Annotated in this window: 29 protein-coding genes and 2 pseudogenes; 8 read left to right on the top strand and 23 right to left on the bottom strand. The window is 38.8% G+C overall.

Annotated features, from left to right (window positions below):
* Positions 1-39 precede the first annotated feature (39 nt).
* Positions 40-1,068, bottom strand: a complete 1,029-nt coding sequence (locus NXS10_RS04305; protein WP_259138052.1) for an ABC transporter permease — start codon at positions 1,066-1,068, stop codon at positions 40-42.
* Position 1,069: 1 nt separating this feature from the next.
* On the bottom strand, positions 1,070-1,795 hold the full coding sequence (locus tag NXS10_RS04300) for an ABC transporter ATP-binding protein (protein ID WP_259138050.1): 726 nt from the start codon (positions 1,793-1,795) through the stop codon (positions 1,070-1,072).
* 72 nt (positions 1,796-1,867) lie between these two features.
* Between NXS10_RS04300 and NXS10_RS04295 the strand changes: the two genes are divergently transcribed.
* Both NXS10_RS04295 and NXS10_RS04290 read left to right on the top strand, forming a co-directional pair.
* Positions 1,868-2,287, top strand: a complete 420-nt coding sequence (locus tag NXS10_RS04295) for an HIT family protein (RefSeq protein WP_259138047.1) — start codon at positions 1,868-1,870, stop codon at positions 2,285-2,287.
* Positions 2,284-2,592 (top strand): hypothetical protein, encoded by a 309-nt coding sequence (locus NXS10_RS04290; protein ID WP_259138045.1) that lies wholly within the window; start codon positions 2,284-2,286, stop codon positions 2,590-2,592. The genes NXS10_RS04295 and NXS10_RS04290 overlap by 4 nt, the downstream gene beginning before the upstream one ends.
* Before the next feature lie 60 nt (positions 2,593-2,652).
* On the opposite strand, the gene lytR is transcribed toward NXS10_RS04290, so the two are convergent.
* The 4 genes from lytR to NXS10_RS04270 all read right to left on the bottom strand — a co-directional run bounded on the left by lytR (position 2,653) and on the right by NXS10_RS04270 (position 6,522).
* Positions 2,653-3,786: a glycopolymer--peptidoglycan transferase LytR gene (gene lytR, locus NXS10_RS04285; RefSeq protein ID WP_259138043.1), complete on the bottom strand. Its 1,134-nt coding sequence runs from the start codon at positions 3,784-3,786 to the stop codon at positions 2,653-2,655.
* A 54-nt stretch (positions 3,787-3,840) separates the two neighbouring features.
* On the bottom strand, positions 3,841-4,296 hold the full coding sequence (tsaE, locus tag NXS10_RS04280; RefSeq protein ID WP_259138039.1) for a tRNA (adenosine(37)-N6)-threonylcarbamoyltransferase complex ATPase subunit type 1 TsaE: 456 nt from the start codon (positions 4,294-4,296) through the stop codon (positions 3,841-3,843).
* A 103-nt stretch (positions 4,297-4,399) separates the two neighbouring features.
* Positions 4,400-5,821: an NCS2 family permease gene (locus tag NXS10_RS04275; protein ID WP_259138037.1), complete on the bottom strand. Its 1,422-nt coding sequence runs from the start codon at positions 5,819-5,821 to the stop codon at positions 4,400-4,402.
* A gap of 92 nt (positions 5,822-5,913) precedes the next feature.
* Positions 5,914-6,522, bottom strand: coding sequence for a DUF1361 domain-containing protein (locus NXS10_RS04270; RefSeq protein ID WP_259138035.1), 609 nt, complete (start codon positions 6,520-6,522; stop codon positions 5,914-5,916).
* 124 nt (positions 6,523-6,646) lie between these two features.
* Between NXS10_RS04270 and NXS10_RS04265 the strand changes: the two genes are divergently transcribed.
* A complete protein-coding gene (locus tag NXS10_RS04265) occupies positions 6,647-7,459 on the top strand; it encodes a Cof-type HAD-IIB family hydrolase (protein ID WP_259138032.1) in 813 nt (270 codons plus the stop codon).
* Between the two features lie 239 nt (positions 7,460-7,698).
* Positions 7,699-8,979: a serine--tRNA ligase gene (serS, locus tag NXS10_RS04260; protein ID WP_259138030.1), complete on the top strand. Its 1,281-nt coding sequence runs from the start codon at positions 7,699-7,701 to the stop codon at positions 8,977-8,979.
* A 66-nt stretch (positions 8,980-9,045) separates the two neighbouring features.
* On the opposite strand, the gene NXS10_RS04255 is transcribed toward serS, so the two are convergent.
* From NXS10_RS04255 to dhaS, 3 genes are read right to left on the bottom strand one after another with little or no spacing between them, the layout of a single operon-like run.
* A complete protein-coding gene (locus tag NXS10_RS04255) occupies positions 9,046-9,342 on the bottom strand; it encodes a hypothetical protein (RefSeq protein ID WP_259138027.1) in 297 nt (98 codons plus the stop codon).
* A 38-nt stretch (positions 9,343-9,380) separates the two neighbouring features.
* Positions 9,381-10,370, bottom strand: coding sequence for a DhaKLM operon coactivator DhaQ (gene dhaQ / locus NXS10_RS04250; protein WP_259138025.1), 990 nt, complete (start codon positions 10,368-10,370; stop codon positions 9,381-9,383).
* Between the two features lie 11 nt (positions 10,371-10,381).
* Positions 10,382-10,915 carry a dihydroxyacetone kinase transcriptional activator DhaS gene (dhaS, locus tag NXS10_RS04245; RefSeq protein WP_259138022.1) on the bottom strand — a complete coding sequence of 178 codons (534 nt, stop codon included), beginning with the start codon at positions 10,913-10,915 and terminating at the stop codon, positions 10,382-10,384.
* 149 nt (positions 10,916-11,064) lie between these two features.
* Between dhaS and dhaK the strand changes: the two genes are divergently transcribed.
* The 4 genes and pseudogenes from dhaK to NXS10_RS08640 form a co-directional block, all read left to right on the top strand.
* On the top strand, positions 11,065-12,054 hold the full coding sequence (gene dhaK / locus NXS10_RS04240; RefSeq protein WP_259138252.1) for a dihydroxyacetone kinase subunit DhaK: 990 nt from the start codon (positions 11,065-11,067) through the stop codon (positions 12,052-12,054).
* Between the two features lie 18 nt (positions 12,055-12,072).
* Positions 12,073-12,654: a dihydroxyacetone kinase subunit DhaL gene (gene dhaL, locus NXS10_RS04235; RefSeq protein WP_259138020.1), complete on the top strand. Its 582-nt coding sequence runs from the start codon at positions 12,073-12,075 to the stop codon at positions 12,652-12,654.
* Positions 12,647-13,021 carry a dihydroxyacetone kinase phosphoryl donor subunit DhaM gene (gene dhaM, locus NXS10_RS04230; RefSeq protein WP_259138018.1) on the top strand — a complete coding sequence of 125 codons (375 nt, stop codon included), beginning with the start codon at positions 12,647-12,649 and terminating at the stop codon, positions 13,019-13,021. The genes dhaL and dhaM overlap by 8 nt, the downstream gene beginning before the upstream one ends.
* Positions 13,022-13,033: 12 nt before the next feature.
* A pseudogene (locus NXS10_RS08640) lies at positions 13,034-13,627 on the top strand (MIP/aquaporin family protein); the annotation flags it as partial.
* Between the two features lie 338 nt (positions 13,628-13,965).
* Here the strand turns inward: NXS10_RS08640 and NXS10_RS04215 are convergent.
* The 14 genes and pseudogenes from NXS10_RS04215 to NXS10_RS04155 form a co-directional block, all read right to left on the bottom strand.
* A complete protein-coding gene (locus NXS10_RS04215; RefSeq protein WP_259138014.1) occupies positions 13,966-14,736 on the bottom strand; it encodes an acetyl-CoA carboxylase carboxyl transferase subunit alpha in 771 nt (256 codons plus the stop codon).
* Positions 14,733-15,599 (bottom strand): acetyl-CoA carboxylase, carboxyltransferase subunit beta, encoded by an 867-nt coding sequence (gene accD, locus NXS10_RS04210; RefSeq protein ID WP_259138012.1) that lies wholly within the window; start codon positions 15,597-15,599, stop codon positions 14,733-14,735. The genes NXS10_RS04215 and accD overlap by 4 nt, the downstream gene beginning before the upstream one ends.
* Positions 15,600-15,607: 8 nt before the next feature.
* Complete coding sequence (locus tag NXS10_RS04205; RefSeq protein WP_259138009.1) at positions 15,608-16,978, bottom strand: acetyl-CoA carboxylase biotin carboxylase subunit; 1,371 nt, start codon at positions 16,976-16,978, stop codon at positions 15,608-15,610.
* A gap of 25 nt (positions 16,979-17,003) precedes the next feature.
* The gene (gene fabZ, locus NXS10_RS04200; RefSeq protein ID WP_259138007.1) at positions 17,004-17,429 is read right to left on the bottom strand and encodes a 3-hydroxyacyl-ACP dehydratase FabZ; all 426 of its coding nucleotides are present in this window, start codon (positions 17,427-17,429) and stop codon (positions 17,004-17,006) included.
* Complete coding sequence (locus NXS10_RS04195; protein ID WP_373318025.1) at positions 17,426-17,836, bottom strand: acetyl-CoA carboxylase biotin carboxyl carrier protein; 411 nt, start codon at positions 17,834-17,836, stop codon at positions 17,426-17,428. The genes fabZ and NXS10_RS04195 overlap by 4 nt, the downstream gene beginning before the upstream one ends.
* A pseudogene (locus tag NXS10_RS08635) lies at positions 17,812-17,887 on the bottom strand (acetyl-CoA carboxylase biotin carboxyl carrier protein); the annotation flags it as partial. The pseudogene NXS10_RS08635 and the gene NXS10_RS04195, both read right to left, overlap by 25 nt.
* Before the next feature lies 1 nt (position 17,888).
* Entirely contained in the window at positions 17,889-19,121 is a 1,233-nt protein-coding gene (gene fabF, locus NXS10_RS04190; RefSeq protein ID WP_259138003.1) for a beta-ketoacyl-ACP synthase II, read from the bottom strand.
* 15 nt (positions 19,122-19,136) lie between these two features.
* Positions 19,137-19,871 (bottom strand): 3-oxoacyl-[acyl-carrier-protein] reductase, encoded by a 735-nt coding sequence (gene fabG, locus NXS10_RS04185; RefSeq protein WP_259138001.1) that lies wholly within the window; start codon positions 19,869-19,871, stop codon positions 19,137-19,139.
* 11 nt (positions 19,872-19,882) lie between these two features.
* A complete protein-coding gene (fabD, locus tag NXS10_RS04180; protein WP_259137999.1) occupies positions 19,883-20,803 on the bottom strand; it encodes an ACP S-malonyltransferase in 921 nt (306 codons plus the stop codon).
* A gap of 60 nt (positions 20,804-20,863) precedes the next feature.
* Positions 20,864-21,823 carry an enoyl-[acyl-carrier-protein] reductase FabK gene (fabK, locus tag NXS10_RS04175; RefSeq protein ID WP_259137996.1) on the bottom strand — a complete coding sequence of 320 codons (960 nt, stop codon included), beginning with the start codon at positions 21,821-21,823 and terminating at the stop codon, positions 20,864-20,866.
* 276 nt (positions 21,824-22,099) lie between these two features.
* Positions 22,100-22,324, bottom strand: a complete 225-nt coding sequence (locus tag NXS10_RS04170) for an acyl carrier protein (RefSeq protein ID WP_259137993.1) — start codon at positions 22,322-22,324, stop codon at positions 22,100-22,102.
* Between the two features lie 78 nt (positions 22,325-22,402).
* Positions 22,403-23,377 carry a beta-ketoacyl-ACP synthase III gene (locus NXS10_RS04165; protein WP_259137992.1) on the bottom strand — a complete coding sequence of 325 codons (975 nt, stop codon included), beginning with the start codon at positions 23,375-23,377 and terminating at the stop codon, positions 22,403-22,405.
* A complete protein-coding gene (gene fabT, locus NXS10_RS04160) occupies positions 23,374-23,811 on the bottom strand; it encodes a fatty acid biosynthesis transcriptional regulator FabT (RefSeq protein WP_259137989.1) in 438 nt (145 codons plus the stop codon). The genes NXS10_RS04165 and fabT overlap by 4 nt, the downstream gene beginning before the upstream one ends.
* A gap of 87 nt (positions 23,812-23,898) precedes the next feature.
* Positions 23,899-24,690 (bottom strand): enoyl-CoA hydratase, encoded by a 792-nt coding sequence (locus tag NXS10_RS04155; protein ID WP_259138248.1) that lies wholly within the window; start codon positions 24,688-24,690, stop codon positions 23,899-23,901.
* Between the last annotated feature and the right edge of the window lie 109 nt (positions 24,691-24,799).

Raw genomic sequence — 24,799 nt, 5'->3', positions numbered from 1 at the left:
GACTCGATTCCTATCACCATTCTACTTGTTTTTAAGCACTTAGTCAATCATCTTCCCTATCTTATGAGAAAGATAGACTTCCACTAGGATAATCATCACAATAACAATTAACAACGCTGATTGAATATTAAAGGTCATCAACAACTCAATAGCAGTCATAAAATAAGCTAACCTACGTAAAAACTGTTGTAAATCCTGTTTTTTTTCTTGCCTGTCAACTGGATAAAGAGTAATCAGGTATTGATAGTCATAGTGACGATAAAGTGCTAAAAGCTGAAAGAACAAAAGATAGTTAAAGACCAAAGCAAGAGAGGCTGATAGAAAATGATTCCTGATAAATAGTAACGACAATAAAGATAACACAAAGAGACGCACAAAAAGAGAAAAGTAATCACCGCTACGCAAAAACGCTCGCACGTAGAGGCTGAACCAAAGCCTCTGCTTTTGAAACAACTTGAGAATACCATCTAAAAATTGACGACGCTTGACAGAAGTTGAAAGCCCCTTGACTGTTGTAAACAAGGCAAAAAATTTCAACAAAGATTGTTTGCGTCTCTCCTCATCAAAAACCGCTCTTTTCCAGTCTAATTTACCATCTTGTATCCATTTTTTAACCTTATAATCAATAATGAACCATTTGACAAAAGCCAAAACAACAAGAAAAAGGAAGAAGGAAAAAACTGTGAAGCCTAATCTTAGAAAAATCGGTGCTAAAATGATAAGAACGATACTCTGCACACCCACCCAAACACCAAAAGAGCGCATTTTAGAACGTTTGATTTGCTCTAAAACTTCCGTTTCTTTTGGCAACAAAAACTGCTGATCGGCACTCTCTAAGTAAGTCGCAACCCTCCCCCAACTAAGGAGTAGCAAAATCAGCGCAAACAGTACCAAAAAGACTATATATCTGTTTTTGGGAAAATGCGTTAAGAATTGACTGTACTGAATGAGAATAAATCCCAAAAGGAACATTAAAACTAGAACAAAGTGGTCATTAAAGACATAGCGCAAGTATTTCAACATCTGATTAATAAAGGAATGTCGCCTACTATCAAATAATTCTTTCATTCTAATCCTCTTTTGTTAGTAGCATATAAATAGCGTTAAGACTAGCTTTTTCCATGTGAAATTGCTGACGCAACTCATCTAGCGAACCATCTGCTAAAATTTCCCCATGATGCAAAATAACAAAGCGATCACACATCCTTTCAGCAGAATCAAGTACGTGCGTACTCATAAGAATAGAGGTTCCTTTCTTTTTTTCGTCCTCCAAAAGCGCTATCAAGTCGACAATAGCAAGCGGATCAAGTCCTAAAAAAGGCTCATCTACAATTAGCAAGCTGGGATTGATGATAAAGGCACAAATAATCATAACCTTTTGCTTCATCCCTTTTGAAAAATGTGTCGGAAACCAATCAAGCTTATCCTTGAGACGAAAAAGAGTCAGCAACTTCTCACTACGCTCTAGAGCCTCTCTGGCAGGAATATCATAAGCCATAGCAATCGTCTCAATATGCTCACGAAGCGTCAATTCTTCATACAAATGAGGTGTCTCAGGAATATAACCAATCTTTTTACGATAGTTAGCCTGATTCGTTTCAATTGTTTCATCATCAATGCTAATCTTTCCCTGATAAGGTGTTAACAAACCGATAATTTCTTTAATCGTTGTTGATTTCCCAGCACCATTCAATCCAATCAAACCTACCAGCTCACCATCAGCAACCTCAAAGGAGATATTTTTCAAAACGGGAATATTAACATATCCACCCGTAACATTTTCGAGTTTTAACATGCGATTTCTCTCTAACTTTGTTATACTTATAGTCAGTATTATACCAAAAAGACGAATAGAAAGGGTATTTTTATGGATAATTGTATTTTTTGTCGTATTGTCTCTGGAGACATTCCTTCTTCTAAAGTGTATGAAGATGATGAGGTACTCGCCTTTTTAGATATTTCTCAAACCACCAAAGGGCATACACTGGTTATTCCAAAACAACATGTTCGAAATGTCCTTGACATGGATGAAGAAGCTGCAAGCACTGTCTTTTCACGTGTCCCTAGGATTGCTCGTGCTCTTAAAAAGGCTACCGATGCTTCTGGTATGAATATTATCGCCAATAACGAAGAAATAGCAGGACAGACAGTCTTTCACGCTCACATCCACCTTGTCCCACGCTATGGTGGCAATGATGGACTCGCCATTCACTATACAGAGCATGAGCCTGATTTTAAAGTGCTAGCTAAGCTTGCTGAAAGCATCAAAAAGGAGATAAAAGTATGAAAAAATATCAAGCCCTCACCTTAGGACTCGTCGCAACAGCTAGCCTTGCTACTTATCTGACTTATAAAAAAGGCTACCGCATACGAGCACTTTGTCAATTTAGCAAAGAAGAAACCCGAACAGCTTCTGACACTTTAAAGAATATCCAAAAGAATATCCAAATCATCAAAGAGCAAACAGCACTCATCAAGCAGTTGAGTCAAGATAGCCAGAAAAAATGGCATCTTTTCCAGCAAGAAACTGCACCAAAGAAAGCAGAAATCAACAAGAGGCTAAAACATCTCAAAACAATCACTCAACATTAAACAAAATACTCTGAGTAAATTCTCAGAGTATTCTTACTGTCCTCCATTATAATACGGTGCTTACGTTGCACCGTAGTTACCATAACTATTTTGATCGTTATAATCATTATAGGTCGTCCCATCTGATCCATACCCATCACCATAATAAGAACCATTATTTGCAACATCAGATGAATAGGATAAACCATAATAATCTTCATAAGTGATGGCTGTTGTCTCTAAAGTTTTAGACGTTTCTTGCCCAAGAGCTTCCTTAATGTTATTTTGAATCTGAAGAAGGTGCTCACTATTGACAATCTGATAAGAAGTACCATTTATTTCCTGACCATCCCCTTTTAATTGATAAGACTTAATATTAGAGAGGGCAGCCGAATAACCTAAGAGACTAGGAATTGTACTAGAGTTAATTTCGATATTAGTCTGCATATTATTACTGACAGCAGCTAAAATCTTACGATAAGATGTTACACTATTAAGTGACAGAATCTTCTTCATCACTTTTTGGATAACCTCACGTTGACGTTTTTGACGTCCATAGTCCCCTTCTGGATCGTCGTAACGCATACGTGCGTAGACAAGCGCCTGTTCTCCGTTGATTTTATGTGTTCCTGGATCTACAGTAGCTGTGTAATCTGGTTCATTCTCAACAATAGAGATAGGAAAATCAAAATTATTAGTCACGGTAATACCACCAACAGCATTGACCAAATCCACTAGACCTTGCATATTTATCTGCATATAATAGTCAATATTCATATTCAAAAGCTTATTAACCGTCATCAGCGCCATTTCAGCACCACCAGCAGCGTAAGCGGCATTAAGTTTCGCTGCAACACCATTCATGTCATTGTCTTCTGGACCTGTCAAAGTGACATAGATATCACGCTCAAGACTGGTCATAGTCGTCTTTTTTGTCTTGGGGTTGATAGTCGCTACAATCATAGTATCACTATTTCCTGACCAAGTGTCTGTACGAGCGTAAGTTCCTGTATCCACTCCCATAAGAAGAATTGAAATCGGTTTATTTTCCTTGATGGAGGTATTATCAGATTGGATATTTTTATAGTTTTTAAAGGTTTTTGAAAACTCATTAGCTGAGAAAAAATAAGCAGAGCTAGCATATGCACCTATAGCAATCACGGTTGTCACAAAAATCATGACAAGCATTATTAAAATCTTTTTTCCGATACTCATCTTTGTTTCTTTTTACTTTCAATTGTTTTACTCATCATACAAACATCTAAAAAATCACTTCTTTAGTTTTTTTCTATTTATATCTTCTATAATTGCTTGAGCACGCTTACCATGGGCTTTAAAACGAAGTGTGCGCCCATCTTCTTTACGCTCAAGGATAATCTCTAAATAATCACCTAAAGTCGCATCATCTAACAGCTCTCCCCATTCAATGACACTCACGCCATCACTATATAAAAAAGCGTCAAGGTCAATGGAGTCTGAATCACTACCAATGCGGTAAACATCCAAGTGATAAAGTGGCAACCTGCCCTCGTACTGACGGACAATTGTATAAGTTGGGCTTTTCACCATTTGGGTAATACCTAATCCTCTAGCCAATCCCTTGGTTAGTGTGGTTTTTCCCACACCTAAATCACCTGTCAAAACGATAATATCACCAGATTGTAAACTTTTTGCAAGTTGCTCACCATAAGCCTTAAGCTCTGTTTCATTATGACTATACAACATGCTTCCATTATACCAAATTTTAAAGAGACTTCCAAATCAAAATAGAAATAAAAGGCAAAAAGAAATAGCGCCCACCTCGGTAAGCGCTATTTTTGGGCTTGTCTTACAATAAAGCAAGACTGATAAAGTTCAGGATAAAAAGAATATCCAATACCCAGATAAGTCCATGCACTTCTTTTGCTTCGCCTTTAAAGATTTTTGCAACTGTGTAAAAAAGAAAACCGACAGCAATCCCCTGTGTAATACTATAGGCAAATCCCATAAAGATGGAGGCAAAGAAAGCTGGGATAGCCACACTCAAATCATCCCATTCTATGTTTTTGATGTTCGATAACATCATGACCCCAACGATAATGAGAATAGGAGCTGTTGCTGCATTTGGAACAATAGCAAGCAAGGGACTAAAGAAACTTGAAACTGCAAAAAGAACCGCAACCACAAGTGCCGTCAATCCTGTACGACCACCAGCACCAATACCTGCCGCTGATTCAACATAAGTAGTGACATTTGATGTACCAGCAATCGCTCCAACCGTCGTTCCAACAAGGTCAGAAAAGAGAGCACGGTCAAGTCCTTTAGATTCATTGTTTTCACCTGTCTGTGCTACAATACCAACTTTTCGCCCAGTTCCGATAAGTGTTCCAATGGTATCAAAAATATCTGTCAAAGAAAAAGCAAGAATTGCCATTAATACACTTGGAATCCGTGAAACATCCGAAAAGAGTGAACCCAATCCTTCATGACCAAGCGCCACTGCAAAGATAGATTTAAAATCTTTAAAAGATGCTGCGACGTTAGTTGAGGCAAAGTTAATAGTGGAGAGATCAACCACACCAGCTAAAATAGCAATAATTGTCGTTAGGGCAATAGAAATGATGACACCGCCTTTGATATTTTTAATGACAAAAAACGCTGTAATCACCAAACCAATAATGGCTACAATCACAGAAGGCTGTGTAAATGCAACTAAAGATGGTGTTGCAGAAGCATTAGCCGTAATAGACGCTTTTGCAGCATCTGCTCCCTTGCCAAGGACGGTATATTTCCCTGGATCAATTGAAAACTGCAAAAAACCTGCATTTTTAATCCCAACGTAGGCTAGAAAGATACCGATACCAGCTGAAATAGCTGATTTCATAAAAGCAGGTATGCACTCAATAATCATTTTACGCACTTTAGTGACTGTGATAATAAGAGAAATAACACCACATAAAAAGACCATTGCTAACGCTTCTTGCCAAGTATATCCTAACGCCCCACAAACCGTGTAGGTAAAGAAAGCGTTAAGTCCCATGCCAGGGGCTTGTGCATAAGGCAGATTCGCATAAAAAGCCATCATCAAGGTTCCTGCAACCGCACCGATGATAGTAGCTAAAAAGACACCTTGTGCTGGCATACCAGTTTGTGCTAGCATGGCAGGATTGACAAAGAGAATATAACTCATCGCAAAAAAAGTCGTCAAACCAGCAGTTACTTCTGTTTTGACATTAGTACCATGCTCTGTTAATTTAAAAAACTTATCCATGATAGTTTACGGATACTCCTTTGAATAGTAACATCGTTTTGCTGTATAAATACCGAACGATACTTCTATATTATCAAATAAACGTTCTATTATCAACCCTTATTTAAGCTTTCATTTTCTAAAAAAACAAGCGTTAGAATTTGTAAAAAAGTAAAGCCAATCACAAAGTACATCGCTGTTCCTGTCGTCCAAACGCTCGCTAATTCATCAATAACCACTTTCGGTCTGGTGATAATATCCCAACTATTCAACCTAGCATAACGACCGATATGAATAGCAAAACTTGAGATGGCAGATAAGACACAAATCGCCACTAAACGTAAACTATAAGACGTGATGTTAAAAGATTTGAAAATCACTTTTATACTCTCAGCTCCCGATAAAACTCCAAAAAGGATGCTTGAGACAAAGAGCATATACAGAATCAAACTGGTCTTCTCCCACAATACTGTACTTGTAAAATTCATATGAACAATGTCCGTTAGCATATAAAAAGTATTTGGGTAGAAAAAAAACCAAAAAAGTGTGAGAAAAAGCCTCAAAACAGGCTGCTTCATAAAATAAACCAAAGCTGCAAAATCAAAAGCAACCAGTGCTAAAAACATGTTCCAAATCAAATCTGGACCGCTGACGTGATAGTATTTAATTCCTAATGCAATCACAGTAAAAAATAAATGAATAAGGATAATTTTTTTCTTCATGAACTCCCCTTTCTTTTGGTGATTGATTTTTATTATATCAAAAAAGACTGTTCCTAGTCTGCTTAAAAAACGATAAGAAGGGATTTATCCACTCAAAAATAGACTTTTATGTTATAATCTTAGCATGGCTAAAAGAATGATTGCACTAGACTTAGACGGTACGTTGCTACACTCTGACAATACCATTTCAGATTACACGATTGATGTTATTTCGCACATTAGTCAACTAGGGCATAAAGTTGTCATTGCAACAGGACGTCCTTATCGTATGGCAATTCAACATTATCGACGATTACAGTTAGAAACACCTATGATTAGCTTTAACGGTTCCTTGACACATTTGCCAGATAAAAAATGGAGTAAAGAACAAAATATTACTCTAGATAAGAAATACCTTCTTGCTACACTTCAGATGAGTGAGGCTATTCAAGCAGATTTTATAGCTAGTGAATATCGTCAAAATTTTTATATTACACTAGATTATCCAAATCGTATCAATCCTACTCTCTTTGGTGTCCCTCAAATCACAGAAAGCATGCGGATGGATATAAACAAAATCACAAGAAATCCTAATGCCCTCCTAATGCAAACGCGTCACAAAGATAAGTACGAACTCGCTAAAGAACTATGTAAACACTTTGACTACAACATCGAAGTGGATTCATGGGGTGGCCCACTAAATATCCTAGAATTTTCACCTAAGGGGATCAACAAAGCTTTTGCTCTCAACTATTTGTTGTCCGCCCTCAATATGAATAAAGACCAACTCATCGCCTTTGGAGATGAGCACAATGATACAGAAATGCTCTCTTTTGCAAAGGTGGGCTACGCTATGAAAAATGCTAGTCAAACCCTTCTACCTTATGCAGATAAACAAACAGATTACACTAACGAAGAAGATGGCGTTGCTAAAGAACTTGAGAAACTTTTCTTATAGCTTATATAGCTTATGGTTTACACTTTACAAAAAATACGCTATAATGAAAATAGCGGATAAGTAACGCTATCGCTTTTTTTAGAGAGTCTGCGTGTGGTGTGAGCAGATAAGAGTCAGCGTGAAATCTACCGTGACTATATTTATCGTAATCAATAATCAAGTGCACTCAGGTGAAGCTGGATGGAACCGCGCTTAAAGCGCTCCAGCGGCTTTACTTGGGTGCTTTTTGGAGGAAACTGATGTTAGATTTGAAACGCATCCGAACAAACTTTGAAACAATCTCAAACCAATTGGCAACACGTGGAGTCAGCTCTGACACCTTACAAGAACTTCAAGAGCTTGACAGCAAACGCCGCAAATTGCTTGTCACATCAGAAGAAGCTAAAGCTAAACGCAATACTGCTTCAGCTGCAATTGCACAAGCTAAGCGCAATAAAAAAGATGCTAGCCAGCAAATTACTGCTATGCAAGAACTATCTGCTACTATTAAAAGCATTGATAAAGAATTGACAGAAATTGATAAAGCGATTCAAGCTATTATCACGACATTACCAAATATCCCAGCCGCTGATGTACCTATCGGTGCTGATGAAGATGAAAACGTAGAAGTTCGCCGTTGGGGAACACCACGTGAATTTGATTTTAACATCAAGCCTCACTGGGATTTAGGTGAAGATTTAGGCATTCTGGATTGGGAACGCGGTGCGAAAGTGACTGGCTCACGTTTTCTCTTTTATAAAGGCTTAGGCGCAAAACTAGAACGTGCCATCTACAACTTCATGTTAGACGAGCATGCTAAAGAAGGTTACACCGAAGTGATTCCACCTTATATGGTCAACCACGACTCTATGTTTGGAACAGGGCAATATCCTAAATTTAAAGAGGATACTTTTGAATTAGCTGATAGCGACTATGTGCTTATCCCAACCGCCGAAGTTCCTTTGACCAATTACTATCGCGGTGAAATCATCGATGGACAAGAGTTGCCTATCTACTTCACTGCCATGTCCCCTTCTTTCCGTTCAGAAGCAGGATCTGCCGGCCGTGATACTCGTGGACTTATCCGTTTGCACCAATTTCACAAAGTCGAAATGGTGAAATTTACCAAACCTGAAGAATCTTACCATGAATTAGAAAAAATGGTGGCTAACGCTGAAAATATCTTACAAAAACTCGAACTTCCTTATCGTGTGATTACTCTATGCACCGGAGATATGGGATTTTCTGCTGCTAAAACTTATGACCTTGAGGTCTGGATTCCAGCACAAAATACTTATCGTGAGATTTCATCATGCTCTAACACTGAGGATTTCCAAGCTCGTCGCGCTCAAATCCGTTATCGTGACGAAGCAGATGGAAAGGTGAAATTGCTTCATACCTTAAACGGTTCAGGTCTTGCTGTTGGGCGTACTGTCGCTGCTATCCTTGAAAATTACCAAAACAAAGATGGATCTATCACTATCCCAAAGGTGCTTCGTCCATATATGGGGGGTATTGAAACGATTAAACCACAGGCATGAAAACACTAAAAAGCTTCCGCAGATAGCTGAAGCTTTTTTCTATCGTCTATTCTTTATTGAACACACTTAAAATAACGGATATAAAGGGGGCATACCGATATAATACCACCGTTTATATTTTTGCATCAAATCTAATAATCGTTTAACCAGAATATGATGTTCGGTTAAACAGTACATATGATTCACTTTTCCATAAAATTTAGAAGAAATATAACTTAGTTTAACGTTATCATCAACATCCTTAGCCATATCCAATAATATTTTTCTATCCTCTTCATTTAACTCTAAATGATTATAAACATCAGATATTGCATCATAAAATTCTTGTCTTTTCTTGTTATTTCTTGCCCCAACTCGTCGCATAAGTATTATCCTTTCCTAAACTACTATTCAATCATCAACTACCAGGCATAGGCATCTGTTGGTACTAATAAATAATCCAGCCACTGCTTATCTGTCATTTTGCACAATGTAACAGAAATTCCCGCCATATCAAGACTCGTCATAAATCTTCCTGACTTTATCAAAGGCAGAGATAACCCTTGGATATCAAATAATTGTTTTAAATCATTTAAGAAAATTCCCATTTCCAAATCGGTCGTTGTTCCTAAATTATTGACCAGAAGTATAAATGGTTCCCCTTTTTCCCAATGAAAGTGCAATTTCAACTTATTGACGATTTCATTTGCTAGTTCTTCAGATGAGGTAAATGGAACAGTGCGGTAGCCTTCTTCTCCATGAATACCAATTCCATAATAGATAGAATTCTCCTCTAATTCAAAGAGCGGAAGAGTAGCTCTTGGTAAGGTAGCTGATTTTGTCGCAAAACCAATCGTCGCAATTTGAGTGGAAAGTTCAAAACCTACCTGCTCTAATTCATCAAGACTAGCACCTCGTTGTGCAAGTGCTCCCAATATCTTGTGTAAGAGAATAGTACCTGCTAGTCCTCTGCCACGGATTTTGAAATGTTTTTTCGGTTCGATAGAAATATCATCATATGAGAGAATATACTTAACATTGTAACCTTCTGCCCTTACAGTTGCAATCGCTTTTCTAAAATGAGCAAGGTCTGCATCAAAATTTTTCACAATCACAAAAACCCCTTTTCCTTTGTCCAGAAAACGAATAGAGACCGCAATTTCATCAACCGTAGGAGGATAAAATAGCGTTCCATAAATAGCTCCTGTCAGCATACCTTCTCCTACATAACCAATATGGGCTGGTTCATGCCCACTTCCACCTCCTGAAAGAATAGGAATTTTACTACTATCATGATGACGATTGTAAACAAGTGGGAGAGTTTCGTGCTTTTTTAGATGTGGATATGCCAATAATTGACCAGAAATAAAGTCAGATAAAATATGTTTTTGCTGATTGTGGATAAATGTCATGAAAAACTCTCCTACATTATTCGATTTGTCATTTCATACAGTAAAAAATTAGGGGCAGGCATTGGAATAGAATGGCTGACAAAGCATCTAACGATTTCTGCAAGTGCATGAGCATGATAATTTTGATGAAACGCTAGGAATGTTTCATTCTCGATAAAGATTGCTTGAACAGAATATTCCTTAATAATTTTTTCAACAACTGTCATGCAATAGGTAATAAAATAAGAATAAAAATCATTCTGTCCTCGGATAGCAAACAACTGAACGTAAAACTCTTTTTCCTCTTCAAAGTATAGAAACAGTTCTTTCAAGAGTTGGTAACCTGTAATAAAATCAAGATTATTGGTAATTTGTTCTTGCAAATCATTTTCAAAAATCCAATCCATTAGTTGATATTTATCTAAAAAATGATTGTAAAAAGTTTGTCGCCGGATTCCTGCTAGTTCCATAATATCAACAATTGATATTTTATCAAATTCTTCTCTTTCAAGAAGCGTTTTAAATGCTTTTGCTATTCTCTTTTTGGTAATCAGTGAAGGCATCATAACATCCTCCTCATTTTTTACTAGTTCTATCATATCAAAAATAAGATAGAAAAACAGAGAAAGCGGACAAATGAAACAATCTGTCCCTTACTTTTCTCTATATCAAGTTTTATAATAAACTTAGCAAAATGAAAAAAGAGGATGTTACCATGAAAAAAATTATCAATAATCCAGCAAACGTCGTTGATGAAATGCTAAAAGGCATGAGCTTTGTTCACTCTGATTTGGTAGAACGTTTAGACGGGTATGATGTGATTATCCGAAAAGCTGAAAAAACAGGCAAGGTAGGTTTAATCTCTGGAGGTGGTTCAGGTCATGAACCAGCACATGCTGGCTTTGTTGGAGACGGTATGCTTTCTGCTGCTGTCTGTGGAGCTGTCTTTACTTCACCTACTCCTGACCAGATTCTCGAAGCGATTAAAGCGGCTGATGAAGGGGCTGGAGTATTTATGGTCATCAAAAATTATTCTGGAGACATCATGAATTTTGAAATGGCTCAAGAATTGGCGGAAATGGAAGGCATTGAAGTTGCTAGCGTTATTGTAGATGATGATATTGCAGTCGAAAACAGTCTATATACTCAAGGACGTCGTGGAGTAGCCGGTACAGTTTTTGTTCATAAAATTCTAGGTCATGCTGCTAGAAAAGGAAAGTCCTTACATGAAATTAAGGATTTAGCAGACGAACTGGTAGGACAGATTAAAACAATTGGTCTAGCCTTGTCAGGCGCAACTGTTCCTGAAGTTGGAAAACCCGGTTTTGTACTTGAAGAAGATGAATTTGAGTACGGTGTTGGGATTCACGGTGAACCAGGTTATCAAAAAGAAAAATTGCAGCCCTCTGCACTTTTGGCAAAAGAGTTGATTGACAAATTACTAACCGATTTCAATGCAACTTATGGTCAACAATTTGGTATTCTCATCAACGGTTTGGGCTCAACTCCTTTAATGGAACAATACATTTTTGCCAATGATGTCGCTAATCTTTTGGCAGAAAAGGGGATTCAAGTTGTCTATAAAAAACTCGGTGATTACATGACTTCAATTGATATGGCTGGTCTATCCTTAACCTTGATTAAACTAGAAAATGCAGAATGGCTAGAGGCTTTGAATAGTCCTGTCACTACGCCAGCTTGGTAGAAACGAGGAAAAAAATAAATGAACGTACAAGATGCAATTAAATGGATGAGTCAATTTAATGATAAAATTCAAGCCAATAAAGACTATCTAAGTGAACTAGATAGGCCTATCGGTGACGGTGACCACGGTAGCAATATGGCTCGCGGAATGGCTGCGGTCATGGAAGAACTTACAAATAAAGAATTTACTAAAACAAGCGAAGTCTTTAAAACGGTCGGAATGCAGCTACTTAGCAAAGTAGGAGGTGCTTCTGGTTCTCTCTACGGTTCAGCATTTGTTGGTATCAGCAAGGGCATTGATACTCAAGCATTTGTCGATAGCATGCAAGATGCTCTTGATATGATTATCAAACGAGGTAAAGCAACTGTCGGAGAAAAAACAATGGTGGATGTTTGGACACCGGTCATCCAAGATTTGAGAGAAAACAAACTTTCTCTTGATAATATAACTGCTTATGTTGAAACAACTAAAGATATTGTAGCAACAAAAGGACGGGCTTCCTATGTTGGAGAACGGTCTTTGGGGCATCTTGACCCTGGGTCGCAATCGACAGCCTATCTGTTTGAAGCCTTAATAGAATCAGGTGTTGCTTATGAGTAAGTTAGGAATTATCATCGTTTCACATTCGAAAAATCTAGCCCAAGGTATTGTAGATTTAATCAATGAAGTAGCAAAAGATATTCCTCTTACCTATATAGGAGGAACGCCAGATAATGGTATCGGAACAAACTTTGAACGAGTTCAAGAAATAGTCGATTTAAACCCAGCAGAGGAATTACTCGCTTTCTATGACCTAGGTTCTGCTCGAATGAACATTGAAATGGTCGCTGACTTCTCAAATAAGGTCATTCATATCCAACATGTCCCAATTGTAGAAGGCTCTTATACGGCAGCGGCTTTACTACAGGCTGGAGGAGATAAGGATACTATCATCACTCAACTAGAAGAATTACGGATTACAAAATAGGAGAATCGGAAAATGAAAGAATTTATCGGTGAATTACTAGGCACGTTTATCTTAGTGTTACTAGAAAACAGGGTTGTTTCTGCCTGACTTTTGAAAAAAAACAAGTCTGAACATAGCGGTTGGATTGCTATTGTTCTAGGCTTAGGAGTTGCTGTAGTGGTCGCTCTTTATCTATCTACTTTTTTGAGTGGAGCACATTTAAACCCCGCAGTACCTAGCGCTATGGCTGTGCTAGGTACAATTTCTCGGTGCTATGTTTGCATCTATCATACCTCCACTACTATCCTCACTGGAAAGAAACTGCAGAATCTGAGACTATTTTAGACTGTTTCTCAACCGCTTCAGCTATTTGTCATACATGGTCTAACTTGCTGGGTGGCATTTTAAAAACTATTGTCCTTGTCATGACTGTTATAGTGATTGATTCAAATAATATATCTCCTAGCCTAAAAGCAATTATCGTCGGTATCGTTGTCTTTGCTATCGGATTCTCATTCGGTGGAACTACAGGCTACGCTATCAACCCCACTCGTGACCTCGGATTTCGTCATTCACGCTCTCCTATCAATTTCAAATAAATCCTATAGTGATTATAGTACGTCCTATTGTCTCTCACTCCTAAAATAAGGAGAATCTGTTAGAAAAGAATTCTAACAGATTTTGTCTTCGGTCTGAATCGGATAACTCCTTCTAATGCTTATGAATTTCATAAGAAGTTGTTTGTAGCTTCGAGGTTGGCGTTGAAACAAGGCTACTCTATAGTAGTCCAATCTATAAAATATACATATTAAATAATGAAAATCTTATTTCTTATAGAGACACATTATCTTTCTCTTTGCTATTCATTCGTTACATTTTTTATGAAAAAATAAACATCTATTTTATAAAACAAAAAACTCAAATGCTCTTATAGGCATTCGAGTCAGACTGAGGAACCTCTCTTTTTAGTATTTTCTAAAGCGCTGGTAACGTTGCTCTAACAAATCCTCTATCAAAAGCTGACTGAGTTTCTCTATCTCCTCGATAAGTGCAGATTTCAGCATATCAATAATTTCACTTGAAAAATAGCCACGCTCTGGGATGATACGATCAATCACACCCATTTGCAGTAATTCACCCGCTGTTATCTTCATCAACTCTGCCGCTTCAGGCGCTCTGCTACCATCTTTCCACAAAATAGAAGCAAAACCTTCTGGACTCAAAATAGCATACATGGTATTTTCAAGCATCCATACCTTATCTGCTAATGCTAAGGCAAGAGCTCCACCAGAGCCACCCTCGCCAATAATAACAGCAATAATCGGAACTCTTAAATCACTCATCTCCAGAAGATTGTGAGCGATAGCTTCACCCTGTCCTCTCTCCTCTGCTCCGACACCTGGATATGCTCCTGCGGTATTGATAAAGGTAATGACTGGACGACCAAACTTTTCTGCTTGTTTCATGAGACGACATGCTTTACGATAACCTTCTGGATGTGGCTGCCCAAAATTGCGTTTGAGATTATCTTGTAAATTTTTTCCTTTTTGGATACCAATAACAGTGACTGGACGACCTGCTAATCGTGCAATTCCTCCAACAACAGCACCATCATCACCATAGTGTCTATCGCCATGTAACTCAATAAAATCGTCAAATACTCTCTGTGCATAATCCAGAGTCGTGAGACGATTTTGATCACGAGCTTCTTTTAAAATACGTGATACATCACTCATAACTCACCTCCATGCAACTCTAATAGCTGAGCAATGGTACTACGTAGATCTGTACGCTCAACAATCTTGTCTACAAAGCCATGTTCCAATAGAAACTCCGCTTTTTGGAAACGATCGGGTAAATCCTCACGCACTGTCGTTTCAATAACACGACGCCCAGCAAAACCAACCAATGCTTGAGGTTCAGCAAGAATAATATCACCTTCCATAGCAAAACTAGCTGTCACACCACCAGTCGTTGGATCCGTCAAAACGCTCAAATAGAAAAGCCCAGTGTTAGCATGACGTTTGACAGCAGCAGAAATTTTTGCCATCTGCATCAAACTCATAATTCCTTCTTGCATCCTAGCACCACCAGAAGCGGTAAAAATGACAACAGGAAGCTTTTCTCTCGTCGCCAACTCAAAGAGACGAGTGATTTTCTCTCCAACGACCGTTCCCATGCTCGCCATAATAAAGTGAGAATCCATAATCGCAAGAGCCACTTTTCGATGACGAATACGTGCTAAACCTGTAAGTACTGCTTCATCGAGACCTGTTGTCTCTTTTGCTTTTTCGAGCTTTTCCTGATAGCTTGGAAACTTTAGTGGATTTTGATTGGCGATACCCGTAAATAACTCCTCAAAGCTTCCCTCATCAACCGTCAACAAGAGACGCTCCTTAGCGCTAATTCGGAAGTTATAGTGACACTGTGGGCAAATTTTAGCAAGCCCTAAGTCTTTTTGATAAATCATGTGCCTACAAGCTGGACACTTAGCAAACAATTCATCTGGAACTTCTGGTAATTCTAATTCTCCTTGGTGACGGATAGAGCGATTAGGATTGATACGGATATATTTACCTTTTTTCTTAAAAAATGCCATAGATCCTCCTAATCCTCAGCTTGTTCATACTCTGGTAAAAAAGTTTCCATCAAAAAAGCGGTATCATAGTCACCAGCAATGACACGAGAATCCGAAATTAAATCCATCTGAAAATCGCTATTGGTTACCACTCCTTCAATTTCTAGCTCATAAAGCGCACGTTGCATTTTCATCAGTGCATCAAAACGGTTACTTCCATGTACGATAATCTTAGCAATCATGCTATCATAATAAGGCGGAATGGTATATCCTGGATAGACAGCAGAATCCACACGTAAACCGACACCGCCAGATGGCAAGTATAACTCCGTAATTTTACCTGGACTTGGTGCAAAATGAAATTTAGGATTTTCAGCGTTAATCCGACATTCAATAGCATGACCTTTTAAGCAAATATCCTCTTGAGAAATCGATAACGGTTGCCCTGCTGCAATACGAATCTGTTCTTTAACAATATCAACACCGGTCACAAACTCAGTTACAGGATGTTCAACCTGAACACGCGTGTTCATCTCCATAAAGTAGAACTCACCAGTCTTTTCGTCAAGGAGAAACTCAATCGTTCCTGCATTCTCATAGGAAACAGCCTTAGCAGCTCGTACAGCAGCATCTCCGATACTTTGACGAAGCGTAGTACCAATCGCAATTGAGGGGCTTTCTTCTAAGACTTTTTGATTATTGCGTTGTAATGAGCAATCACGCTCCCCTAAATGAATGATGTTGCCAAAATGATCACCTAAAATCTGAATCTCAATATGGCGCGCAGGGTAGATAACTTTTTCTATATACATAGCACCGTTGCCAAAAGCAGCAAGGGCTTCTTGTGAGGCAGATTCAAAAGCTGCCACTAAAGCATCCTTGGATTCAACTTTGCGAATTCCTTTACCACCGCCACCTGCCGAAGCTTTCAACATAACAGGATAACCAATAGTATCTGCCACTTCGAGGGCTTCTTGAGGCGTTGTAATCTCACCTTTTGATCCAGGAATGACAGGAACATGAGCACGTATCATCTCTGCACGCGCATTGATTTTATCCCCCATCTTATCCATAACAAAACTCGAAGGACCTATGAACTTAATATGCATTTCCTCGCACATCGTGGCAAATTTGGAATTTTCACTTAAAAAACCAAAACCTGGATGAATAGCTTGAGCCCCTGTCACAATCGCTGCAGAAAGTACCGCATTTATGTTGAGGTAAGAGTCGCTTGATTTACTAGGACCAATGCAAATAGCTTCATCTGCTAGAATGGTATGAAGCGCCTCTTTATCAGCTTCTGAATAAACTGCAACTGTTGCAATTCCCAGTTCACGTGCAGCACGTATAATACGCACTGCAATCTCCCCACGATTTGCAATCAATAGTTTTTTAAACATCCCATTCTTCCCTTCTAGTTACGTTTTAGCTTTTCCCAAGCGCAAAGGTTAAGAGACCGCTAGCTACTAACTGTCCATCTACTTCTGCCTTAGCTTCCACTACTGCAATCGTTCCACGACGTTTGATAAATTTAGCTGTCATGACTAGTTGATCTCCAGGAACGACTTGTTTTTTGAAACGAACCTTATCCATACCGGCATAAAAAACGAGTTTACCCTGATTTTCTGTTTTTGATAATTCTAAGACACCTGCCGTCTGGGCAAGAGCTTCCATGATAAGAACACCAGGCATAACAGGATATTCTGGAAAATGCCCTATAAAGAAAGGCTCGTTGATGGTGACATTTTTGATAGCTGTTATTTCATTTTCTGATACCTCCAACACTCTATCAACCAAAAGCATCGGATAACGATGAGGAAGTGCTTCACGAATTTTTGTTATATCAATCATTTAATACGCACCAATCCTTTGCCAAATTCCACAACTTCTTCATTTTCAACGAGAATTTCAGTAACCACTCCATCCTTAGGGGCTAGCACTTCATTCATCACTTTCATTGCTTCAATGATTAGCAGAGTCTGCCCTTTCTTTACCGTTTCACCAATTGCAACAAAGTTGGGTTTATCTGGAGCCGATGCTAGATAAGCCACCCCAACCAAAGGACTCTCTACCAATTCCCCTTCGGCAATAGGTTTGTTCGCAGTCTCTAGTGACGCTTGGGAAGCACTAGTAGATTGTGGAGCGATAGAGGATAATGGTGCTTCTAAGATAGGATCAGTCACTTGCTCACGAGAGACTAAGCTATTTTTGCTAAAATGCAAATCATCGTTAGCATTACGATAAGAAAATTCACGCAAGCTAGAGTTGTCAAATTGCGCCATTAATTCTTTGATATCTGAGATATTCACACTAAACCTCCCAACGTTTGAAAGCTGTTACAGCATTGTGTCCACCAAAACCAAAAGTATTTGACAAGGCATAATTAATTGTTGCGTTGATACCTTGACCATAGATGACATTTGCTTCGATGTCTTCTGACAATTCTTTTGTACCTGCAGTCATTGGCACGTATTGGTGACGAATGGCTTCGATAGTTGCGATTGCCTCAACACCACCCGCAGCTCCTAATAGATGCCCTGTAAAGGATTTTGTTGAGGATACTGGTACTTCTTTTCCAAGAACAGCAACAATAGCTTGACTTTCGCTATGTTCATTTGCTTGTGTAGAGGTGCCATGTGCATTGACATAACCAACTTGACTAGCCTCTATGTTCGCTTCATTCATAGCAAGCTTCATAGCTTTAGCAGCTCCTGATCCATCTGGAGTTGGTGTTGTCATATGATAAGCATCACAGGTATTACCGTAGCCAACAACCTCCGCTAAAATAGTAGCGCCACGTTTTTGGGCATGCTCTAAGCTCTCTAAGATGAGAATACCTGCCCCCTCACCCATGACAAAGCCATTTCTATCCTTATCAAATGGAATAGAGGAGCGTGTTGGGTCTTCTGTTTGAGACAGAGCTGTTAGATTTTGGAAACCTGCGATACCAATCTTCGTGATTGAACTTTCAGAACCACCACAAATCACCACATCTTGAAATCCAAACTTGATTTCACGAAAAGCCTCTCCGATAGCATCATTAGCTGAAGCACAAGCTGTAGTGATTGACTTACATACACCTTGAGCATTCAAGCGCATAGCGATATTTCCTGCTGCCATATTGGACAATGCCTTAGGAATAAACATAGGCTGAACACGCTTTGGTCCACGGGTATGCAAGCGAATAATCTGATCTTCTAGCTCCTGCAAACCTCCAATACCACTAGATACAATGACACCAACACGATCATGATCGAGATTTCCTGTCTCTAATTGTGCCATTTCTACAGCTTCTAATGCTGCATAAATCGCATAAAGAGAATACATGTCCATTCTATTTTTATCTTTGCGTACAAAATACTTATCAAATGGGAAATCTTGGATTTCACCAGCATTATAAACACTAAAGTCTGTTGTATCAAACTTCGTAATAGGACCGATCCCAATTTTTCCGGCTTGTAAACTATCCCAAAATTCTCCTGGAGTATTACCAATTGGCGATGTAACACCATAACCTGTTACAACTACTCTATTTTTAGTCATTAACCTATCCTCTTCTTATTGCATTGTCATACCGCCGTCAATGGCTAGTACCTGACCTGTTAGATATTCTTGTTTTGCTAAAAATGCAACCACCTCAGCAATTTCCTCAGGCTTACCGATACGCTTCATTGGGATTTGTGCTAGCATGGCATCCTTTAGCTTATCAGGAATAACCTCTGTCATATCAGACTCGATAAATCCTGGCGCCACCACATTAACACGGACACCACGACCAGCAACCTCACGAGCTACCGACTTGCTAAAGCCAATCAGACCTGCTTTTGAAGCTGCATAATTGGCTTGTCCGACATTTCCAACCAAACCGACAACACTTGAAATATTGATAATAGCACCAGAACGTGCCTTACTCATTGGTTTTAGAACTGCTTGAGTCATATTAAAAGCACCTGTCAAGTTGACTTTCAAGACTTTTTCAAAATCCTCTTGTGTCATTTTGAGCATGAGCTTGTCATTTGTAATTCCAGCGTTATTTACCAAAATATCAACACTACCCAGAATTTTGGCCACTTCAGCTATCATGCGTTTACTGTCAGCCTCATTAGATACATCTCCACTCACAGCTAGTACCTCACCATTGTAATGTGAAAATGTTTCAAGTAAACTCTCAGGTATCACATGGCGTCCATTAAGGACAACATTGGCGCCCAATTGAGCAAATTTATGTGCAATAGCTAAGCCAATACCACGTGTTGACCCTGTTACAAAAACTGTTTTTCTAAAAAGTTCCAAATTGTTGCCTCCTATCTAGCCAGTAAATTCTCCAAGCTAACTTTATCATAGACAGAAATACTTGGGATTGTCTTATCAATCTTCTTTAAAAAACCAGTTAACACCTTACCTGGACCAATCTCAATTACATCTGTCATCCCAAGAGAGAGCATCGTGTTAATCGACTCATAAAAATGCACTGGCTCCATGACTTGACGTGCTAGCAAGGTTTTAATCTCACTTTCTTGCATAACGGTAGCTTTCGTATTTCCAATCAATGGTAACTTAAAAGTATCAAAAGTCACTGTCTCAAGTTCTTTAGCCAATTTATCACTTGCGGACTTTAGTAGAGCAGTATGAAAGGGACCTGACACTTTCAATGGAATCAGTCGCTTAGCGCCTGCTACTTTGAGGTAGTCAACCGCTTTATCGACAGCTGCTACTTCTCCTCCAATGACAATTTGCGTAGGGGTATTGTAATTAGCAAGAGAAACAACCCCTTTTTCAGTCGCTTTCTCACAAGCCTCTTCAATTATATCTACTGGTGTATCGAGAACTGCCACCATCTTGCCACTACCATACGGTGCGGCTACCTCCATGTACTGTCCCCGCTTAGCAACGAGTGCAATAGCTTTTTCAAATTCTAGTGCCCCAGAAGCTACCAAAGCTGAATACTCTCCTAAAGAAAGACCAGCAACCATATCTGGAGCAATCCCTTTTTCAAGAAGTAAGCGATAAATTGCAACGGAAGTTGCCAAGATAGCAGGCTGTGTATAGCGTGTTTGATTGAGCTTTTTCTCGTCTTTGTCAATCAACTGTCGCACATCATATCCCAACACATGACTAGCTTGATGAAACGTTTCTTGCACAATAGGGTAAATTTCATAGAGATCATGCGCCATACCTAAGCTCTGTGACCCCTGACCTGCAAATAAGAAGGCAGTTTTCGCCATTTTGTCCTCCATCCCCTAACATTATTAGAGATTGTGTCTTGTTATAGTGTCAATGAAGAGTTAGTCTTTCTCCCATCGATTGGCTGTTCCCAAGATAATATCACGAGCACCATAATAGAGATCTTTTAGAATCTCTTTACAAGTTTCCTCTTTACTCACAAAACCTGCAATTTGCCCTGCCATTACAGAACCATAGTCAACATCACCATCAACCACTGCATTGCGTAGCGATCCTGCACCAAGTTCTTCAATTTCTTGAGCCGTTATTTTACCTGCTAAGAAGTCTTTCTCAGCTTTAGCATAAGCAGTTGCAAGCTTATTTTTTATGGCACGCACAGGATGCCCAACAACTTGTGCAGACACTACAGTATCGATGTCTTTTGCTTTTAAGATTTTTGCCTTAAAGTTAGGGTGAGCATTGGACTCTTTAGCCACAACAAAGCGAGTACCGACTTGTATAGCTTCTGCTCCTAACATAAACCCTGCTGCTGCGCCACGTCCATCAGCAATACCGCCTGCTGCAATAACTGGGATAGAAACTGCATCAACCACTTGACGCACAAGAGTCATCGTCGTTAACTTACCAATATGACCTCCTGCTTCCATACCTTCTGCAATGACAGCATCGGCGCCCATTTTTTCCATGCGACGAGCCAAGGCAACACTAGGAACCACAGGAATAACAGTGATACCTGCTTTATGAAACCGCTCCATATATTTTCCAGGATTACCAGCACCAGTAGTCACCACCTTGACCCCTTCTTCGATAACAAGATCAACAATATCCTCAACAAATGGTGAGAGTAACATGATATTAACCCCAAAAGGTTTATCAGTTACGGCTTTAACCTTATCAATATTAGCTTTGACAACTTCTTTAGGAGCATTACCACCACCGATAATCCCTAAACCACCTGCCTTTGATACAGCAGCAGCCAAATCGCCATCAGCAACCCAAGCCATTCCACCTTGAAAAATAGGATATTTAATGTGTAATAATTCCGTAATACGACTTTTCATATCTATACTTTCTAAATCTTAGCTAAGCGACTAAAGCGGAAATAAAACGATTAAACGTTCTATTCCACCTTTAATCGCTTATTTAGGTTTTCATCACTAAAGCACTTATCAATAGAATCTGACAGTTTTCTAGCCTTTATAATTTGAAATTCAAACTATCTTATCACTAATAAGGAGTGAACATAAATCTTTATTGCTTACTGAACACTCCTACATGATTGTGAAGCTAGTGCAACTTCCATTTGCTAAAAAACATTCTGGTCAGTTGGTTAGCCCTTATTTTGTTTTTTCTTCAACGTAAGCAACTAAATCGCCAACTGTATTGAGACCTTCTTCAGTTTCGATTTGAATATCGAATTCGTCTTCGATTTCGGAAATGACTTGAAAAACATCTAATGAATCCGCATCAAGGTCATCAAAAGTAGTTTCCAATGTTACTTCATCTGTTTCTTTACCAAGTTCTTCAACAATAATTTCTTGTACTTTTTCAAATACTGCCATGATATAGCTCCTTTTAAATAAATAATATTGATTAGCTTATAGCTAGCTGATTCTATACTGTGCTTATGCACAATATACCTAAATTCTAACAATTAGACTGCCCCATGTCAATCCTCCACCAAAACCTGAGAGTAAAATTACTTGAGTTCCGTCCAATGCGATAATCCCCTTATCCACCGATTCTGATAATAATATCGGAATACTAGCGGCACAGGTGTTCCCATACTCCATCATATTGGCTAAAAACTTATCTCTATTGATACCAACCTTTCTAGCCATCTTATCTAAGATACGGATATTCGCTTGATGAAGTAAGAAGTAGTCGATAGTATCGGCTGTAACTCCCGTTGTCCTCATGATCTCTGTAATGCTTTTTGATACATCTCGAACGGTAAAATCAAAAATGGCACGTCCATCCATAATCACATAAGGGAGATTCTCCTCAACAACTGAAAATGGTGAGTTCAGTCCAACAATACCTGAAGTAAGGCCATCTCCTCGACTCCCATCTGAATGTAAAGATTCTGCTAAAAAATGCACCTCATCTGCTGTCTCAAGCAGTACACCACCAGCACCATCACCAAATAGCACTGCTGTCCTACGATCTGTCCAATCAACAATTTTAGAAAAAGTCTCAGCACCAATCACCAAACCTTTTTGATAAATCCCAGATCGGATAAATTTTTCTGCCGTTGATAGTGCAAATATAAAACCACTACACGCCGCTGATAAATCAAAGGAAAAAGCATTTATAGCACCGATAGAGGCCTGAACTTTTGCAGCCGTTGAGGGCATCGTACTGTCTGGTGTCACTGTTGCCACAAGAATAAAGTCAATACTACTAGGTTCAAGAGATGACTTTTCAAGCAACTGTTTGGCTACTTGACTTGCTAAATCAGCTGTTGACTCATCCTTTGTGATATGACGTTTTTTGATACCTGTTCGACTTGTAATCCACTCATCACTGGTGTCCATTATTTGAGATAGATCATCATTTGTAATGACTTGGGAGGGGACATAATGCGCCACTTGACTAATCTTTGCATATCTCATGAGATAAGCTCCTCTAAAAATTGATGCAAATTGCTTAACCCCTTAGTGAGAGCTTCAACATCTGTTTCATCAAATTCCTCAACAATATGTTCAACCAAACGCTTATGAAACTTGCTATGCAAGCGATCAATCAAACGTCCTTTTTTCGTCAAACTCAAATAAACAACCCTACGATCAGACTGCGAACGACTACGCTCAATATAACCTTTGGCTTCAAGCTTATTCAAGCTAGCTGTCACTGTTCCTAGTGTAATCATCTGCGCACGAGCAATGTCACTTGGAGTTACTTTAGCATTCTTACCAATAATCTCAATCGTATGCATCTCTTTCAGAGAAATATCATTAAATTGGCTTGTTCTCAAGCTGGTTTCTTCAATAACTAAAACCTTATTAAAAATATCCACAAGATAAGCATTGATTTGACTATAATCCAAGTTTTCTCACTCCTTTTCATAAAACTTTGACTATCAAAGTTTAACAAAAGTCACGCTTTTTTGCAAGGCTTTCTTAAAAGTTATTTTTTATTGTCCTCTAAACTGAGGACGGCGTTTCTCTGCATAAGCTAGCACACCCTCTTTAAAGTCATCTGTAAAGGCTAACGATTTTTGCAAACTCAGCTCTAATTTAGCATAATCTTCCCATTCGGTAAAGTTGCTTTGCCAAACCATTTCTTTAATTGCTTTAAAAGAGTTAACCGAGCTACGCTTCAGTTTTTTAATAAGTTGCTGCGCTGTTTTCTCTAACTTTTCAGATTCACAAATTTTGTAGACAATGCCATATTCTAATGCTTTTTCAGCTTTCAGCCCTTCTCCTGTCATGGCTAGATGAGTAGCTCGATTGACACCGATAGCTTTTGACAAGAGGTATAAACCGCCTGCATCTGGCGCCAATCCAACACCTACAAAAGCTTGAATAAATTTTGTCTTATCAGAGGAGATGACAAAATCACAAGCAACCGCTAGATTAGCAGCAGCGCCTGCCACAGCACCATCTGTTAGCATGATAACAGGCTTTGGTAATTTTTTGATGACAAAGGAGATAGCATTAACTAACTCAGCTATTCTAACAAGCGATTGGATATTATCATTTTTGACAGCACACTCCATCTCGACCAAGTCCCCACCTACCGAAAAAACTTTTCCGTTTGCCTCAAAAGTAAGAATACGAACCTCTTCATCTTTTGCTGCCATATCAAGAGCGAGCAAAATTTCTTCACAAATTGGAATATTAAAGCCATTTGAAACTTCTGGACGATTAAGTGTTAGACGTGCTCTTTCCTCCTCTACAACGTAGGTAATCCATTTAAAAGACATCATATTTCCTTTTCTCTTTGATTTTTGTTTGGAAATCAAACTATCTAAAAACAGAATTATTCTAGCATAATCTAGCATATAAAATCAAGTATTTTTCATATTTTTTTAA

Origin of the sequence: Streptococcus sciuri (genome assembly GCF_024814375.1) — a bacterium.
Classification (GTDB): domain Bacteria; phylum Bacillota; class Bacilli; order Lactobacillales; family Streptococcaceae; genus Streptococcus; species Streptococcus sciuri.
This window is presented reverse-complemented; position numbering and strand designations above follow the sequence as displayed.